Source organism: Bacillus sp. SIMBA_074 (assembly GCF_046534555.1).
Classification (GTDB): Bacteria; Bacillota; Bacilli; order Bacillales; family Bacillaceae_G; genus Bacillus_A; species Bacillus_A mycoides.
Genome location: NZ_JAWRYM010000113.1, coordinates 1 through 457 on the forward strand (window position 1 = coordinate 1; position 457 = coordinate 457).

Sequence of the window (457 nt, forward strand, 5' to 3'; positions counted from 1 at the left end):
GAACTGAACAAGCAAGGCTACTCATTTGTGCTGCACAAGGATGCACAGATGACCAATTCATCTGGAAAAATAGGTGCTATCAGGCCGGACAATCTGATGATCAGGGAAAAAGCTAATGCTGGAGCGGTTCTGGAAAATAGTTTAACTGGCCGAGTCAAGGTGAGTACGTATCTGGGAAAAAGCTATCAATATGTCATTGAAACCGTGATAGGGGATTTCACTGTGAACAAGAAAATGACGGAATCCTACCGGACGGGTCAGGAAATCATCCTAGAAATTCCGAAAAACCAGATGGTGCTTATTGACTAGCTTAGGAGGGTAGGTTATGCGAATGTTCAAGTATTCGATCACTTCTTAAGTCATGGACTGATCAACGTGAATGAAAGGAAAATGGTCCCTCTCATAATGAGTGATGACGCTTAATCCCGTATTCTTACGGATGCTATTCAATAGAAAT

General features: G+C 42.2%; 1 protein-coding gene. It reads left to right on the top strand.

The annotated features are described in order from the left end of the window. The coding region (locus SB773_RS30060) for a TOBE domain-containing protein (RefSeq protein WP_410593846.1) at positions 1-309 on the top strand (309 nt) is incomplete at its 5' end. Positions 310-457: the final 148 nt, after the last annotated feature.